Below are 16,082 nucleotides of genomic sequence, written 5' to 3'. Positions count from 1 at the left end.
CACGACCGGCCCGCCCCTCTTTGTTCCACACCCTCACGTTCTCCCTGTTGGAAAGGTTTCTCCTTCTTATGAAGATCGCCCTCGACCCGCATATGCTGCGCAAGGGGCCCCTGCTCGAACTCCCGGCCCTGGTCGCCGAGCTGGGCTTCGAGTACATCGAGCTGTCTCCCCGCGACGACTTCATCCCGTTCTTCAAGCATCCGCGGGTGGACGACGGCACGGTGCGGCAGTTCCGCAAGGCGCTGGACGCCGCCGGGGTGAAGATCTCCTCCGTACTGCCGCTGTTCCGCTGGTCCGGTCCGGACGAGGACGAGCGCCAGGCCGCCGTCCGCTACTGGAAGCGGGCCATCCAGATCACCGCCGATCTGGGCGTGGACAGCATGATCTCGGAGTTCAACGGCCGCCCCGAGGACCCCAGCCGCAGCGAGGGCCAGTTCTGGCGGTCGATCGAGGAGCTGCTGCCGGTCTTCGAGCGCGAGTCCATCCGGCTGACGCTGGAGCCGCACCCCGACGACTTCATCGAGGAGGGGTACGAGGCGATCAACATGATCCGGGGCATCAACCACCCCCAGGTCTCCTACCTCTACTGCGCCCCGCACACCTTCCACCACGGCAATGACGCCCCCGGTCTGATCAAGCACGCGGGCGATCTGCTCACCAACGTGCATCTGGCCGACACCTTCGACCACACCGCGTCCTCGGGGCTGCGCTACATCATCAACCCGCCCGGTTCCGCGGCCCGTATCCACCAGCACCTGGACATCGGACAGGGCGAGGTCGACTTCGACGCGCTGTTCGGCGCGCTGCGCGACAACAACTTCGACGGCACGCTGACCTCCTGCGTCTTCGCCTGGGAGGACCGGGCCCGCGAATCGTCCGTGTTCATGCGCCGGAAGATCGACGAATACCTGTCCACCTGGAAGTAGCCGTTCTCCTGGAAGCAGGGGCCGCGCGTCACTCGCCGGTCACAGGCGTCACATCTCCGCGCGTCTTACGTCACAGGTGTTCAACAGCCCCTAGCCGCCCGTCACCCGACGTCGTTCACCGGACACCGGACACAGGCCGAGTGAAAGGGCGCGAGTGATGACCGATCGAAGGCTGTGGTCCTACAAGGAGATCGCCGCACATATCGGCGTGCAGACCGACACCGTACGGTCCTATCGCAAGCACGGTCATATGCCGCCCCCCGATCTGGTGGAGGGCGGCAAACCGTATTGGTACGCGGATACGATCCGGGCCTGGGTGGCCCGCAGACCCGGTAACCGCCGCGCCCGGCGCGACCCCAAGGACTAGGGGGACCAGCGCGTGGCGGGTGCCCGGGCCGCGGGGGTCACCGGATGCTCACCCGGTCCCGGCGGCGGCCCTTCCCCGGGTCCGCGTCCTTGTCCCCGTTCGCCTCCCCTTCGGCTCCGCCGGAGGAGCCGCCTGGCGAATCGCCGGAGGAGCCGCCGGAGGGGGCATCGGAGCCGGGCGCGGACTCCCCTTCGCTCAGCCCGAACCGGGTGTGCAGCCGCCGCAGCGGGCCCGGGGCCCACCAGGTGGCCCGGCCGGTCAGCTTCATCACCGCCGGAACCAGCAGACTGCGCACCACCATCGCGTCCATCAGCACGGCCAGGGCGATACCGAGGCCGAGCATCTTGGTGTTGGTGACTTTTTGAGGTGCCGATGGCCACCATGACCACGGCCAGGATCAGCGCCGCCGCCGTGATCAGCCCGCCGGTGCGCCGCAGTCCGAACTCCACCGCCGCCTCATGGTCTCCCGTGCGCTCGTACTCCTCCTTGATGCGGGAGAGCAGGAAGACGCCGTAGTCCATGGAGAGCCCGAAGGCGACGCAGAACATCAGCACCGGCAGGGTGGTCTCTATGTCTCCGGAGCTGGTGAAGGCCAGCGGCCCGGACAGATGCCCCTCCTGGAAGACCCACACCATGGCGCCGAACATCGCGGTGAGGCTGAGCGCGTTGAGCAGCACGGCCTGGAGCGGGATCAGCAGGCTCCCGGTGAGCAGGAAGACCAGCAGCAGGGTGACCGCGATGATGATCGCGCCCGCCCAGGGGGTGCGGTCGCCCAGGGACTCCTTGGTGTCCACCAGGACGGCGGCGGTGCCGGTCACCGAGGTCTGGAACGGGGGACTCTGGGCGCGGATGTCCCGCACCAGGTCCTGGGTGGCGGGCTCCACGGGCTCGCCCTTGGGCTGCACGCTGAGATACGCCGCGCCACCGGCCGCGCGCGCCGCCTCGGCCGGGCCGGGCTTGCCCACCTGGTGGCCGTCCGCGAAGCGACCGGCCGGGCTGTCCACCCGCAGCACCCCGGGGAGGCTGGAGACCTTGGCGCTGTAGTCGGCGAGCGCCGCGGCACCGGGCTTGCCCTCGGCGAGGATCTCCACCCCGCCGCCGGGTCCGCCCGCGAAGCCGTCCCGGATGTGCTGCTGCACCACGTGGGATTCGGCACCGGAGGGCAGCTGGCGGTCGTCCGCGGTGCCGAACTCCACCCGCAGGAAGGGCAGCCCCAGCGCCACCAGCCCGGCGACGGTCGCCAGCGCGAAGACCGGGGCGCGCCGCATCACCAGCCGGGCGAACCGCCCCCAGCCCGCGCCCGGTTCGGCGCCCTCCTCGGCCGCGTCGGCGCGGCGGCCGCGGCGCAGCAGCCGGGTGAGATCCCACTTGTTGACCCGGTCGCCGAGCAGGATGAGCGCGGCGGGCAGCACCACCAGGGCGGCGGCCGCGGCGATGAGCACCACGGCGATGCCCGCGTAGGCGAAGGAGCGCAGGAAGTACTGCGGGAAGACCATCATCGCGGCGAGCGAGACGGCGACGGTCAGCGCCGAGAAGAGCACGGTCCGCCCGGCGGTGCGCAGGGTGGCGGCGACGGCCGGGAGTGTCTCCCCGCCCGCCGACAGCTCCTCGCGGAAGCGCCGCACGATGAACAGGGCGTAGTCGATGGCGAGTCCGAGGCCGAGCGCGGTGGTCAGGTTCTGCGCGAAGACCGAGACATCGGTGAACTCGGTGAGCACGCGCAGCACGGCGTCCGTGCCCAGGATCGCGATGACGCCGATGCCGAGCGGCAGCAGCGCGGCCACCGCGCTGCCGAAGACCATGACGAGCAGCACCAGGGTGACGGGCAGGGCCATCATCTCGGCCCGCAACAGGTCTTCCTGAATGGTCGTCTGCATCTCCTGCTTGACCGCGACCGGTCCGCCGACGGAGACCTCGACTGGTCCGTGCTGCCCGCGGTAGTCGGGGGCGATGCGCTCCAGCGCCTTGCCCGCGGCCGTCTCGTCGCCGGTGATGCGCGCGGCGATGATCGCCTCGCCGCGGTCCTTGCTGCGCAGGGCGGAGGCGCCGGTGTCCCAGTAGGAGGTGACGCCGGTGACCGATTTCTCGCCCGAGAGCTTCTTGGCGAGCGCCCGGGCCTCGGTGGCGACCGCCGGGTCGTCCACCTTCTTGCCGCCGCTGTCGACGAGCAGCAGGAGGTTGGGCTGGGAGGCGGGGAAGCGCTTCTCCAGCGCCTTGGTGGCGTACGAGGACTGGGACGCCGGGTCCTCCCAGCCGCCGCCCGAGAGCCGGTCGGCGACTCCGCTCCCGGCCACGACGGCGAGCGCCGTGAAGACCAGGGCGATCAGCAAGGACAGCCGCGGCCTGGCGGTGACCAGGCGGGTCCATCCTCCGATCCGCTCGCCGGGCGGCCGATTGGCATCGGTCATGACGCGGTGTCCCCTCCACCTGTGCCCATGCGGCCGCCCCCGCTCGGGCAAGCGGGCAGGCAGGCAGCATGGGTCGCTGATTGCCACGGACTGGCAAACACGAGCGACCGCTCGCATTTCTCAAGAATGCGAGCGGCCACTCGTGTTTGTCAATCGCTCATGGGAAGCTGGGGATTGTGACCGAGAGCCAGGTAGCCCGACCCGCGAACCCCCGCCGCAGGCAGGCGCGCGGCGAGCGCCGGATCCAGCAGCTGCTGGACGCCGCCGCCAGCGTCTTCTGCCGCACCGGCTACACCTCCGCGAGCACCAACGCGATCGCCCGCGAGGCCGGGGTCTCCCCTGGCACGCTGTACCAGTTCTTCCCGAACAAGGAGGCCATCGCCGTCGAGCTGGGCGACCGCCTCACCCAGCAGATGCGGGACACCCACGGCGTGGCCTTCACCGACAAGAACGCCGCACTGCCGCTCGGCGAGATGCTCGACGTGGTCCTCGACCCGCTGATCGAGTTCAACTGCGCCAACCCCGTCTTCCTCACCCTGATCTGCTCCTCCGACACCCCGGGCGCGGTCGCCGAGGAGCACGCGGCGCTGCACGCCGCGCTCCAGACCCGGGTCGAGGAGCTGATCGGCACCTACGTCCCCGAGCTGGCCCCGGAGCGCCGTACGCGCATCGCGACCATGGCGTTCGCCCTGTTCAAGGCCGGGCTGGAGCTGATCCTCTCCCATGAGGGCGAGGACCGGGAGGCGTACATCACCGAGGTGAAGAACTGCCTCTACGGGTACCTGGCCCCCGTCATCGGCACCGAGGCCGCCTCCGCCCGGCACTGACCGCCACCGCGCACGGAGCCGGCGCACCCCTGGCTTCCGGGAATACCCCCTAGGGGTATAGAGTTGAAACAGTCAGGAGGCGCTGCGCCAACCGGCGCCCCTCGCGTACCGTCAGCCACTCCCCCACAGAGGAGAAACCATGAGCTCCGAGGCGAACACCGTTACCGCCGTCTACCAGGTGACCGGCATGACCTGTGGCCACTGCGAAGGTGCCGTCGCCGAGGAAATCGGCGCCCTCGACGGCGTCAGCTCCGTCAAGGCCGTGGCCTCCACCGGCCAGGTCACCGTCGTCTCGGCCGCCCCGCTGGCCGACGACGCCGTCCGCGCCGCCGTCGACGAAGCAGGTTACGAACTCGCATGACCATCACGGCTCCCGTCGTCGGGCAGGAGGCACGGGTCGAGCTGGCCATCGGCGGCATGACCTGCGCTTCCTGCGCGGCGCGCATCGAGAAGAAGCTCAACCGGCTGGACGGCGTCACCGCCACGGTGAACTACGCCACCGAGAAGGCCCAGGTGTCGTACGGCGACGGGATCGAGGTCGCCGACCTCATCGCCACGGTCATCAAGACCGGCTACACCGCCGAGGAGCCACCTCCCGCCGAGCCCGAGCCCGCCGCCGCGGACAGCCCCGAGGCCGCGCCCGAGGCACCGGCCGAGCACGACCCGCTGCGTCACCGCATGCTCGTCTCGCTCGTCCTCTCCCTGCCCGTCGTGGTGCTGGCGATGGTGCCCTCGCTCCAGTTCGACAACTGGCAGTGGCTCTCCCTCACCCTCGCCGCGCCCGTCGTCGTCTGGGGCGGGACGCCCTTCCACAAGGCCGCCTGGACCAACGCCCGGCACGGCGCGGCCACCATGGACACCCTTGTCTCCCTCGGCACCCTCGCGGCGCTCGGCTGGTCCCTGTGGGCCCTGTTCTTCGGCGACGCGGGCATGCCCGGTATGCAGCACGGCTTCGACATCACCGTCACCCGCGCGAGCGGCTCGTCCTCGATCTATCTGGAGGCGGCGGCCGGGGTGACCACCTTCATCCTCATCGGCCGCTATCTGGAGGCGAAGTCCAAGCGGCGGGCGGGAGCGGCCCTGCGCGCCCTGATGGAGCTGGGCGCCAAGGACGTCGCCGTGCTGCGCGGGGGACAGGAAGTACGTATCCCGGTGCGCGAACTGGCGGTCGGGGACCGCTTCGTCGTCCGCCCCGGCGAGAAGATCGCCACCGACGGCACGGTGGTCGAGGGCAGCTCGGCCGTGGACGCCTCGATGCTGACCGGCGAATCCGTCCCCGTGGACGTCACGGCGGGCGACACGGTCGCGGGCGCGACCGTCAACACGGCGGGCCGCATCGTCGTGGAGGCCACCCGGGTGGGCACCGACACCCAGCTGTCCCGGATGGCCCGCCTGGTGGAGGACGCGCAGAACGGCAAGGCCGAGGTGCAGCGGCTCGCCGACCGGGTCTCCGGCGTCTTCGTGCCGATCGTGCTGCTGATCGCCGTGGGCACCCTGCTGGTCTGGTGGCTGACGACGAACGACGTGACCGCCGCCTTCACCGCCGCCGTCGCCGTCCTGATCATCGCCTGCCCGTGCGCCCTGGGCCTGGCCACCCCGACCGCGCTCATGGTCGGCACCGGCCGTGGCGCCCAGCTGGGCATCCTCATCAAGGGCCCCGAAGTGCTGGAGTCGACCCGCCGGGTGGACACCGTCGTCCTCGACAAGACCGGCACCGTGACCACCGGCAGGATGCGGCTGCACCAGATCATCCCGGCGCCGCGCACCGGCGAGGACGAGCTGCTGCGGCTCGCGGGCGCGGTGGAGCACGCCAGCGAGCACCCCATCGCCCGCGCCATCGCGGACGGCGCGGCCGAGCGCACCGGACCGCTCCCGGTGCTCGAGGGCTTCGGTTCCGTGCCCGGGCTCGGTGTCCAGGGCGTCGTGGACGGGCACGCGGTGCTCGTCGGCCGCGACGCGCTGCTCCGCCAGTGGTCCATCGACCTGCCGGAGGAGCTGGCCTCCGCCAAGGCCGCGGCCGAGGCGGCGGGCCGTACGGCGGTCGCCGTGGCCTGGGGCGGGCACGCCCGCGGCATCCTCACCGTCGCCGACGCCGTCAAGGAGACCAGCGCCGAAGCCGTCGCCCAGCTGCGTGCCCTCGGCCTCACCCCGGTGCTGCTGACCGGCGACAACCGGCGCGTCGCCGAGACGGTCGCCCGCGAGGTCGGCATCGACGAGGTCATCGCCGACGTCCTGCCGGAGGACAAGGTCGACGTGGTGAAGCGGCTCCAGGACGAGGGCCGCACGGTCGCCATGGTCGGCGACGGGGTCAACGACGCCGCCGCCCTGGCCACCGCCGACCTCGGGCTCGCCATGGGCACCGGAACGGACGCGGCGATCGAGGCGGGCGACCTCACCCTCGTCCGGGGCGATCTGCGGGTGGCCGCCGACGCGATCCGGCTGGCCCGCCGGACCCTCGCCACGATCAAGGGCAATCTGTTCTGGGCGTTCGGTTACAACGTCGCCGCGCTGCCGCTCGCGGCGGCCGGTCTGCTCAACCCGATGATCGCGGGCGCCGCGATGGCGTTCTCCTCCGTGTTCGTCGTGAGCAACAGTCTGCGACTGCGTACCTTCACGGCATCCACGGTCTCCACCAAGTCCCCATAAGCCGCACAACACCCATACACAAGTGCCTCGATATTTGAATCGAGGCTCTTGCCCTTTTACGCCCCCATATGGTTGGAGACGCAGATCACAGGCAACCCAACGTAACCATTGAGGGGGGTCGCGAGTCTAATGGGGCGGTGAGGATACGTCTTGGGGGACGCATCCTGCTACGCGTGGCCGGGGCGACGTACTCGGGGAGCTTTGAGCGGCCCTCCCGTACGTACGCGTCCCGGCAGATCGCGTCCGTACGAGCCCGTACGGCCCTCTGAACGCCCGGGCCGGATCCCGTGGGGGGAATCCGAACCGGGACAAGGGAAGCGCCCCGCTCCGACCCGTGGGGGGATCGGCAGCGGGGCGCTTCTGGCTTATCTCGGCGCCGCCCTGGCAGTGCTTGCTAGCGCTGCTCGACCGGGACGAAGTCGCGCTCGACGACGCCCGTGTAGATCTGGCGCGGGCGGCCGATGCGGGAGCCCGGCTCCTTGATCATCTCGTGCCACTGGGCGATCCAGCCCGGCAGCCGGCCGAGCGCGAACAGCACGGTGAACATCTCGGTCGGGAAGCCCATCGCCCGGTAGATCAGACCGGTGTAGAAGTCCACGTTCGGGTAGAGCTTGCGCTCCACGAAGTAGTCGTCGGCGAGCGCGTGCTCCTCGAGCTTGAGCGCGATGTCGAGCAGCTCATCGGACTTGCCGAGCGCGGAGAGGACATCGTGCGCCGCCGACTTGATGATCTTCGCCCGGGGGTCGAAGTTCTTGTAGACGCGGTGCCCGAAGCCCATGAGCTTCACGCCGTCTTCCTTGTTCTTCACCTTGCGGATGAAGGTGTCGACGTCGCCGCCGGACGCCTGGATGCCCTCGAGCATCTCCAGCACCGACTGGTTGGCGCCGCCGTGCAGCGGGCCCCACAGGGCGTTGATGCCCGCCGAGATGGAGGCGAACATGTTGGCCTGCGAGGAGCCGACGAGCCGGACCGTGGAGGTCGAACAGTTCTGCTCGTGGTCGGCGTGCAGGATCAGCAGCTTGTCGAGCGCGCTGACCACGACCGGGTCGAGGTCGTACTCCTGCGCCGGGACCGAGAAGGTCATGCGGAGGAAGTTCTCCACATAACCGAGGTCGTTGCGCGGGTAGACGAACGGGTGGCCGACCGACTTCTTGTACGCGTACGCCGCGATGGTCGGCAGCTTCGCCATCAGCCGGATCGTCGAGAGGTTGCGCTGCTTCTCGTCGAACGGGTTGTGGCTGTCCTGGTAGAACGTCGACAGCGCGCTGACCACGGAGGACAGCATCGCCATCGGGTGAGCGTCACGCGGGAAGCCGTCGTAGAACCGTTTGACGTCCTCATGGAGCAGCGTGTGCCGGGTGATGTCCTCACGGAACGCCGCGAGTTCATCGACCGTCGGCAGCTCGCCGTTGATCAGGAGGAACGCCACCTCCACGAAGGAGGCGCGCTCCGCCAGCTGCTCGATGGGGTACCCGCGGTACCGCAGGATGCCCTGCTCACCGTCCAGGTAGGTGACGCCGGACTTGTACGCGGCGGTATTGCCGTAACCGGAGTCCAGGGTCACCAGACCGGTCTGGGCACGCAGCTTGCCGATATCGAAGCCCTTGTCGCCGACGGTGCTGTCGACCACCGGGTAGGTGTATTCGTCGTCTCCGTACCGCAGTACTACAGAGTTGTCGTCGCTCACGTCATCCCTCACCGACGTCTGGTTCTCTTCCTCGAGGTGCCCTGACTCCCCCCACCTTCCCCTACTCGGGTGATGAGTGTGCACTCGGGGTCGTTTGAAGGGCCTTTTGGCGGCACTGAGTGCCGCCTACACGGCCATCCTGCCCCGTTCGTCACCGTTCGGAAACCCTCTTGACACGCTCGACTCCTATGTCCCGCCGAGCCGGTGATCCAGCGCCGTACAGCGTCTGCCCGCCGAGACGGTACGCACCGCCTGCCCGAGCGCGCGGCGCGAGCCGACCAGCACCACAAGGCGCTTGGCCCGGGTCACCGCCGTGTACAGCAGGTTCCGCTGCAACATCATCCAGGCCCCGGTGGTCACCGGGATCACGACGGCCGGGTACTCACTGCCCTGGGAGCGGTGGATGGTCACCGCATAGGCGTGAGCCAATTCATCCAGCTCGTCGAAGTCGTACGGCACCTCCTCGTCCTCGTCCGTCAGCACGGTCAGCCGTTGCTCGTCGCTGTCGAGGGAGGTGACGACTCCAACCGTGCCGTTGAAGACCCCGTTGGCCCCTTTCTCATAATTGTTGCGGATCTGCGTCACCTTGTCGCCGACACGGAAGACCCGGCCGCCGAAACGCCGCTCCGGGAGGTCCGGCCGGGCCGGGGTGATGGCCTGCTGCAACAGTCCGTTGAGCGTGCCCGCGCCCGCCGGGCCTCGGTGCATCGGGGCGAGGACCTGCACGTCACGACGGGGGTCGAGGCCGAACTTCGCGGGCACGCGACGGGCCGCGACATCCACCGTGAGCCGCCCGGCCTCCTCCGTGTCGTCCTCCACGAAGAGGAAGAAGTCCGACAGCCCCTGCGTGATCGGCGGAGTCCCGGAATTGATCCGGTGGGCGTTGGTGACCACCCCGGACTGCTGCGCCTGGCGGAAGATCCGGGTCAGCCGGACGGCGGGCACCGGGCTGCCGTCGGCCAGCAGATCGCGCAGCACCTCCCCGGCGCCGACGCTCGGCAGCTGGTCCACATCCCCCACGAACAGCAGATGGGCGCCCGGCGGGACCGCCTTGACCAGCTTGTTGGCCAGCAGCAGATCGAGCATCGAGGCCTCGTCGACGACCACCAGGTCGGCGTCGAGCGGACGGTCCTTGTCGTACGCCGCGTCCCCGCCGGGCTTCAGCTCCAGCAGCCGGTGCACTGTGGACGCCTCGGCCCCGGTCAGCTCGGCGAGCCGCTTGGCGGCCCGGCCGGTGGGGGCCGCGAGCACCACCTTGGCCTTCTTGGCGCGGGCCAGCTCCACCACGGACCGCACGGTGAACGACTTGCCGCAGCCGGGGCCTCCGGTGAGCACCGCGACCTTCTCGGTGAGCGCGAGCCGCACCGCCTGGCTCTGCTCGGGGGCCAGATCGGCGCCGGTGCGCTTGGCGAGCCAGCCCAGCGCCGCGTCCCAGTCCACGCCCTGGAAGGCGGGCATCCGGTCCTCCTCGGTGCGCAGCAGCCGCCGCACCTGCCCCGCGAGGGAGATCTCTGCGCGGTGGAAGGGCACCAGATAGACCGCCGAGACCGGTTCGCCGCCCTCCGGGCCCGGCACCGGCTCGCGCACCACGCCCTCGTCCTCGGCGGCCAGCTCGCCCAGGCAGTCGATGACCAGGCCCGTGTCGACCTGGAGCAACTTCACGGCATCGCCGATGAGTTGCTCCTCGGGGAGATAGCAGTGGCCCTGATCGGCGGACTGGGACAGCGCGTACTGCAAACCGGCCTTGACCCGGTCGGGGCTGTCGTGGGGGATGCCGACCGATTGGGCGATCTTGTCGGCGGTGAGGAAGCCGATGCCCCAGACGTCGGCGGCCAGCCGATACGGCTCGTTCTTCACTATCGCGATCGACGCGTCACCGTACTTCTTGTAGATCCGCACCGCGATGGAGGTGGAGACGCCGACGCCCTGGAGGAAGACCATCACCTCCTTGATGGCCTTCTGCTCCTCCCACGCCGCGGCGATCATCTTGGTCCGCTTGGGGCCAAGGCCGGGGACCTCGATCAGCCGCTTCGGCTGCTCCTCGATGACATCGAGGGTGTCGACGCCGAAGTGCTCGGTGATCCGGTCGGCGATGCGCGGGCCGATGCCCTTGATGAGGCCCGAGCCGAGATAGCGCCGGATGCCCTGGACGGTGGCGGGCAGGACGGTCTGGTAGTTCTCGACGGTGAACTGTTTGCCGTATTGCGGGTGGGAACCCCAGCGGCCCTCCATCCGCAGCGACTCACCCGGCTGCGCGCCCAGCAGCGAGCCGACGACGGTCAGCAGATCACCCGAGCCGCGACCGGTGTCGACCCGGGCGACCGTGTACCCGTTCTCCTCATTGGCGTAGGTGATCCGCTCCAGAACCCCTTCGACCACCGCGAGTTTGAGCATGCACCGACCGTACCGCCGGGCGCGGACACCGGGCCGGGGCGAAGCGCGGCCTGTGGATAACCATGCGACGGGCACTCCGGGACAGGGGGGCAGAGCGGATCATCACAATCCGGTTGCGGCCCGTTCCGGCGTCTTGCCCCGCCCTCGTGTAATCGATTCCAATCTCCCTCGGCGTCATCGATGTAATCGATTCCACGAGGAGGTGGGGCGATGCCGGCCATCAAGGACGTGGCGCAGCGCGCCGGGGTCTCCGTCGCGACGGTCTCCCGGGTGCTCAACGACCACCCGGCCGTCCGTACGGACACCCGGGACAAGGTGCTCGCCGCCGTCGCCGACCTCGGCTACCGGCCCAACGCCGTCGCCCGCTCGCTGCGTACCCATCAGACCCGCGCCCTCGGGCTGGTCATCAGCGATGTGCTGAACCCGTTCTTCACCGAGCTGGCCCGCTCGGTCGAGGACGCGGCCCGGGACCGGGGCTACAGCGTGGTCATCGGCAACGCCGACGAGCGGCCCGACCTCCAGGACCACCACGTCCGCACCCTGGTGGACCGCCGCATCGACGGCCTGCTGGTCAGCCCCACCGACGGCGGTTCCCCGCTGATGCTGGACGCCGCCCGCACCGGGACGCCCATGGTCTTCGTCGACCGCTGGATCGAGGGCGAGGGGCTGGACGAGGTGCCCGTCGTCCGCACCGACGGCGGCGCCGCGGTCCGCGATCTGGTGGCCCATCTGCACGCCCTCGGCCACCGCCGGCTCGCCATCATCGCGGGCCCGGCCGCCACCACCACCGGACGCGAACGGGTGGACGCCTTCCGCTCCGCCCTGCGCGAGTTCGGCCTCGCCCTGCCCGCCGATCACATCGGCCAGGGCGACTTCCAGGCCGACAGCGGGCGGCGGGTGACCGCCCGCTTCCTCGATCTGCCCCACCCCCCGGAAGCGATCTTCGCCGCCGACAATCTGATGGCGCTCGGCGCGATGGACGAGATCCGCTCCCGCGGGCTGCGGGTGCCCGACGACGTGGCACTCGCCGCGTTCGACGACATCCCGTGGTTCGTCCACACCGATCCGCCGATCACCGCCATCGCCCAGCCCACCGGAGACCTCGGCCACGCCGCCGTCGGCGCGCTGATCGACCGCATCGAGGGGCGGCCCGCCGCATCGGTGACCCTGTCCGCCCGCCTGGTCCCCCGCCGCTCCTGCGGCGAGCCCGAAGGGAGCACGCCATGACCACGACGCCCAGCCCCGAGCCGGAACCGGCGCCGCCCGCACCCGCGGACCGGCCCGCGCCCGCGGACGACGGGGCGGAGATCCTGCGGATGGAGGGGGTCCGGAAGACGTTCCCGGGCGTGGTCGCGCTGGACGGCGTCGACTTCGACCTCCGCCGCGGCGAGGTGCACGTCCTCCTCGGCGAGAACGGCGCGGGCAAGAGCACGCTGATCAAGATGCTGTCCGGGGCGCACCGCCCCGACGGGGGACGCGTCCTGGTCGACGGCAGCCCGGTCCGTATCCAGGGGGCGCAGGACGCCGAGCGGCTGGGCATCGCCACCATCTACCAGGAGTTCAACCTCGTCCCCGACCTCAGCGTCGCCGAGAACATCTTCCTGGGCCGCCAGCCGCGCCGCTTCGGCATCGTCAACCGCACGAAGATGGACGAGCAGGCAGCCGAACTCCTCGCCCGCGTCGGCGTGGACGTCTCCCCCCGGACCCGCATCCGCGACCTGGGGATCGCCCGGCTCCAGATGGTCGAGATCGCCAAGGCGCTCAGCCTGAACGCCCGCGTCCTGATCATGGACGAGCCGACCGCCGTGCTCACCACGGAGGAGGTCGACAAGCTCTTCCGGATCGTCCGGGCGCTGCGCGCGGACGGGGTGGGCGTCGTCTTCATCACCCACCACCTGGAGGAGATCGCCGCCCTGGGCGACCGCGTGACCGTCCTGCGCGACGGCCGCAGCGTCACCCAGGTCCCGGCCGCCACCGATCAGGACGAACTGGTGCGGCTGATGGTCGGGCGGTCCATCGAGCAGCAGTACCCGAGGGAGCGCCCCGCGTCCGGAGACGACGGTGGGAGCGACGGCGAGCCGTTGCTGAAGGTCCGGGGGCTCGGCCGCGGCGGCAGCTTCCAGGACGTCGACTTCGATGTGCACGCCGGGGAGGTGGTCGGCCTCGCCGGGCTCGTCGGGGCGGGCCGTACCGAGGTCGTACGGGCCCTCTTCGGCGCCGATCCGTACGACACCGGCACCGTCGAGGTCGCGGGCGTGCCGCTGCCCCGCCATGACGTGGTCGCCGCGATGGACGCCGGGATCGGCCTCGTACCGGAGGACCGCAAGGGCCAGGGGCTGGTCCTGGACGCGTCCGTGCAGGAGAACCTGGGCCTGGTCACGCTGCGCGGCGCCACCCGCGCCGGGCTGGTCGACCGGGCCGGGCAGCGCCGGGCGGCGGAGCGCATCGCCGAGCAGCTGGCGGTCCGGATGGCCGGGCTCGACCAGCAGGTGCGCACGCTCTCCGGCGGCAACCAGCAGAAGATCGTCATCGGCAAGTGGCTGCTCGCCGACAGCAAGGTGCTCATCCTCGACGAGCCGACCCGCGGCATCGACGTGGGCGCCAAGGTCGAGATCTACCAGCTCATCAACGAACTCACCGCGTCCGGCCACGCCGTCCTGATGATCTCCAGCGACCTCCCCGAGGTGCTGGGCATGAGCGACCGCGTCCTGGTCATGGCCCAGGGCCGGATCGCCGGACAGCTGACCGCTCGGGAAGCGACCCAGGACGCCGTCATGGCCCTGGCGGTGAAGGACGTCAAGGGCGTCGAAGGAAGCACAGACGGCGCCGTCGAAGGAGTCGGCGTCAACGAAAAGGAGGGCTCCCGTGGCCACTGACACGCTCGCGTCCACGACGGACCCCGGGGGCCCGGCCGTACTGCGCCGCGTGCTGCTCGACAACGGCGCGCTGAGCGCCCTGGTGCTGCTGGTAGTGGCCATGTCGCTGCTGTCCGGCGACTTCCTCACCACCGACAATCTCCTCAACGTCGGCGTGCAGGCCGCGGTCACCGCGATCCTCGCCTTCGGCGTCACCTTCGTCATCGTCTCCGCCGGCATCGATCTGTCGGTCGGCTCGGTCGCCGCGCTGTCCGCCACCGTGCTCGCCTGGTCGGCGACCTCCCAGGGACTGCCGGTGTGGCTGGCGGCGCTGCTCGCCGTCGCCACGGGCGTCGCGTGCGGCCTGGTCAGCGGGGCGCTGGTGTCCTTCGGGAAGCTGCCGCCGTTCATCGCCACGCTCGCGATGCTCTCGGTCGGCCGGGGCCTCGCCCTGGTCATCTCGCAGGGCAGCCCGATCTCCGTCCCCGACTCGGTCTCCGGCCTCGGTGACACGCTCGGCGGCTGGCTGCCGGTCCCGGTGCTCGTGATGGTCGCGATGGGCCTGATCACCTCCGGCCTGCTGGGCCGTACGTACGCGGGCCGCGCGATGTACGCGATCGGCGGCAACGAGGAGGCGGCCCGGCTCTCCGGTATCCGGGTGGGCCGTCAGAAGCTGGTCATCTACGCCCTGTCCGGCGGCTTCGCCGCGATCGCGGGCATCGTGCTCGCCTCCCGGCTCTCCTCCGCGCAGCCGCAGGCGGCGGTCGGCTACGAACTGGACGCGATCGCCGCGGTCGTCATCGGCGGCGCGAGTCTGTCCGGCGGTGTCGGCAAGGCGTCCGGCACGCTCATCGGCGCGCTGATCCTGGCCGTGCTGCGCAACGGGCTCAACCTGCTGGAGGTCTCCGCCTTCTGGCAGCAGGTCGTCATCGGTGTCGTCATCGCGCTCGCGGTGCTGCTCGACACGGTGCGCCGGCGCGCCGGGGCCCGGCCCGCGGCACCGGGCGCGTCGGCGGGCGGGCCGTCCGGTGGCGGCCGCAAGGCGGCCATGAACGCCGGGAAGTTCGCGGTGGCCGCCGTGGTCGTCGCCGCGTTCGCCTTCGGCTCGTCGCTGTGGCACTCCGGTTCGGACGGCGGCTCGAAGCCCAAGGTGGGGCTGTCGCTCTCGACCCTCAACAACCCCTTCTTCGTGCAGCTCAAGGCGGGCGCGCAGGCCGAGGCCAAGCGCGCGGGGATCAGCCTCACCGTCACCGACGCCCAGAACGACGCCTCCCAGCAGGCCAATCAGATACAGAACTTCACCAGCCAGAACATGAAGTCGATCATCATCAACCCGGTCGACTCCGACGCGGCGAGCCCGTCCGTGAAGACCGCCAACAAGGCCGGTATCCCGGTGCTCGCCGCCGACCGCACGGTCAACAAGGCGGACATCGAGTCCCTGGTGGCCTCCGACAACATCGCGGGCGGCAAGCTCGCCGCCAAGACGCTGGCCGAGCGGCTGGGCGGCAAGGGCAAGATCCTGGTCCTCCAGGGCGTCGCCGGTACGTCGGCCTCGCGCGAGCGCGGCCAGGGCTTCGCGGAGGGGCTGAAGGCGTACCCGGGCATCGAGGTCGTCGGCAAGCAGCCCGCGGACTTCGACCGCACCAAGGCCCTGGACGTGACCACCAACCTGCTCCAGGCCCACTCCGGTGTCGACGGCGTCTTCGCCGAGAACGACGAGATGGCGCTCGGCGCGATCAAGGCGCTGGGCTCCAAGGCGGGCAAGTCCGTCAAGGTCGTCGGCTTCGACGGCGAACCGGACTGCCTCAAGGCGGTGAAGAACGGCACGCTGACCGCGACCGTCGCCCAGCAGCCCGAGGAGCTGGGCCGACTGGTCGTACGGAACGCGATCAAGGCCGCGAAGGGTCAGAAGATCGCCGGGTCGGTCAAGGTCCCGGTGAAGGTCGTCGCGGCGAAGTGATCCCGCCGCCGA

The 16,082-nt window shown here is 70.5% G+C and carries 11 protein-coding genes; 8 read left to right on the top strand and 3 right to left on the bottom strand.

The window, feature by feature from the left end; all coding sequences use genetic code 11:
• Positions 1–68 precede the first annotated feature (68 nt).
• Positions 69–926 (top strand): sugar phosphate isomerase/epimerase family protein, encoded by an 858-nt coding sequence (locus tag SSOG_RS28895; RefSeq protein ID WP_009717801.1) that lies wholly within the window; start codon positions 69–71, stop codon positions 924–926.
• Between the two features lie 157 nt (positions 927–1,083).
• Positions 1,084–1,293, top strand: a complete 210-nt coding sequence (locus SSOG_RS28890; protein ID WP_039938938.1) for a helix-turn-helix transcriptional regulator — start codon at positions 1,084–1,086, stop codon at positions 1,291–1,293.
• On the opposite strand, the gene SSOG_RS28885 is transcribed toward SSOG_RS28890, so the two are convergent.
• Complete coding sequence (locus SSOG_RS28885) at positions 1,290–3,701, bottom strand: MMPL family transporter (protein WP_009717799.1); 2,412 nt, start codon at positions 3,699–3,701, stop codon at positions 1,290–1,292. The two genes, SSOG_RS28890 and SSOG_RS28885, sit on opposite strands and share 4 nt — an antisense overlap.
• Before the next feature lie 176 nt (positions 3,702–3,877).
• On the opposite strand from SSOG_RS28885, the gene SSOG_RS28880 reads away from it, so the two are divergent.
• From SSOG_RS28880 to SSOG_RS28870, 3 genes are all read left to right on the top strand, one after another.
• Positions 3,878–4,528 carry a TetR/AcrR family transcriptional regulator gene (locus tag SSOG_RS28880; RefSeq protein WP_039938937.1) on the top strand — a complete coding sequence of 217 codons (651 nt, stop codon included), beginning with the start codon at positions 3,878–3,880 and terminating at the stop codon, positions 4,526–4,528.
• Between the two features lie 139 nt (positions 4,529–4,667).
• Positions 4,668–4,889 carry a heavy-metal-associated domain-containing protein gene (locus SSOG_RS28875; RefSeq protein ID WP_039938936.1) on the top strand — a complete coding sequence of 74 codons (222 nt, stop codon included), beginning with the start codon at positions 4,668–4,670 and terminating at the stop codon, positions 4,887–4,889.
• Positions 4,886–7,174: a heavy metal translocating P-type ATPase gene (locus SSOG_RS28870; protein WP_009717796.1), complete on the top strand. Its 2,289-nt coding sequence runs from the start codon at positions 4,886–4,888 to the stop codon at positions 7,172–7,174. The genes SSOG_RS28875 and SSOG_RS28870 overlap by 4 nt, the downstream gene beginning before the upstream one ends.
• A 394-nt stretch (positions 7,175–7,568) precedes the next feature.
• On the opposite strand, the gene SSOG_RS28865 is transcribed toward SSOG_RS28870, so the two are convergent.
• Both SSOG_RS28865 and recD2 read right to left on the bottom strand, forming a co-directional pair.
• Positions 7,569–8,873, bottom strand: coding sequence for a citrate synthase (locus SSOG_RS28865; RefSeq protein WP_199844216.1), 1,305 nt, complete (start codon positions 8,871–8,873; stop codon positions 7,569–7,571).
• A gap of 174 nt (positions 8,874–9,047) precedes the next feature.
• Positions 9,048–11,255 carry an SF1B family DNA helicase RecD2 gene (recD2, locus tag SSOG_RS28860; RefSeq protein WP_039938935.1) on the bottom strand — a complete coding sequence of 736 codons (2,208 nt, stop codon included), beginning with the start codon at positions 11,253–11,255 and terminating at the stop codon, positions 9,048–9,050.
• A gap of 210 nt (positions 11,256–11,465) precedes the next feature.
• Here recD2 and SSOG_RS28855 point away from each other — a divergent pair, with 210 nt between their 5' ends.
• From SSOG_RS28855 to SSOG_RS28845, 3 genes are all read left to right on the top strand, one after another.
• Positions 11,466–12,482: a LacI family DNA-binding transcriptional regulator gene (locus SSOG_RS28855; protein WP_009717793.1), complete on the top strand. Its 1,017-nt coding sequence runs from the start codon at positions 11,466–11,468 to the stop codon at positions 12,480–12,482.
• A gap of 89 nt (positions 12,483–12,571) precedes the next feature.
• Positions 12,572–14,131 (top strand): sugar ABC transporter ATP-binding protein, encoded by a 1,560-nt coding sequence (locus SSOG_RS28850; protein WP_050800359.1) that lies wholly within the window; start codon positions 12,572–12,574, stop codon positions 14,129–14,131.
• Entirely contained in the window at positions 14,121–16,070 is a 1,950-nt protein-coding gene (locus tag SSOG_RS28845; RefSeq protein ID WP_009717791.1) for an ABC transporter permease/substrate-binding protein, read from the top strand. Before SSOG_RS28850 ends, SSOG_RS28845 begins: the two co-directional genes overlap by 11 nt.
• Positions 16,071–16,082 lie beyond the last annotated feature (12 nt).

This window comes from Streptomyces himastatinicus ATCC 53653, from assembly GCF_000158915.1.
In the GTDB taxonomy this organism is placed as follows: Bacteria; Actinomycetota; Actinomycetes; order Streptomycetales; family Streptomycetaceae; genus Streptomyces; species Streptomyces himastatinicus.
The sequence above is the reverse complement of the archived record's forward strand: the minus strand, read 5'-3'. Positions and strand labels throughout refer to the sequence as shown.